Below are 570 nucleotides of genomic sequence, written 5' to 3'. Positions count from 1 at the left end.
GCTCGAAGAAGATCACCGGGTCGGGGGAGGCGATCGACTGCTGGATCATCGCGTACGCGTCCACCGGGTTCGAGCAGGCCACCACCCGCAGGCCGGCGGTGTGCGTGAAGTACGCCTCCGGCGACTCGGAGTGGTGCTCCACCGCGCCGATGCCGCCGCCGCAGGGGATCCGGACGACGACCGGCAGCGACACCTTGCCGAGCGAGCGCATCCGCATCTTCGCCAGCTGCGTGATGATCTGGTCGGCGGCGGGGAACACGAACCCGTCGAACTGGATCTCCACGACCGGCCGGTAGCCGCGCAGCGCCAGCCCGATCGCCGTCCCGACGATCCCGGACTCCGCCAGCGGGGTATCGATGACGCGCTCCTCGCCGAAGTCCTTCTGCAGGCCGTCGGTGATCCGGAAGACGCCGCCGAGCTTGCCGACGTCCTCACCCATGACCAGGACCTTCGGGTCGTTCTCCATGGCCTTGCGCAGGCCTTCGTTCAACGCCTTGCCGAGGGTCAGGGTGGTCACTTCGCCTCCTCCTCGAACGACGCCAGGTAGGCGGCGAACTGCTCCTGCTCCTC

At 68.6% G+C, this 570-nt stretch carries 1 pseudogene; it reads right to left on the bottom strand.

What is annotated here, in order from left to right:
• Positions 1–466, bottom strand: a pseudogene (locus tag ABGB11_RS42480) (alpha-ketoacid dehydrogenase subunit beta); the annotation flags it as partial.
• Positions 467–570: the final 104 nt, after the last annotated feature.

The sequence above is a fragment of the Actinomadura sp. B10D3 genome, from assembly GCF_039871695.1.
Lineage (GTDB): Bacteria > Actinomycetota > Actinomycetes > Streptosporangiales > Streptosporangiaceae > Spirillospora > Spirillospora madurae.
The sequence above is the reverse complement of the archived record's forward strand: the minus strand, read 5'-3'. Positions and strand labels throughout refer to the sequence as shown.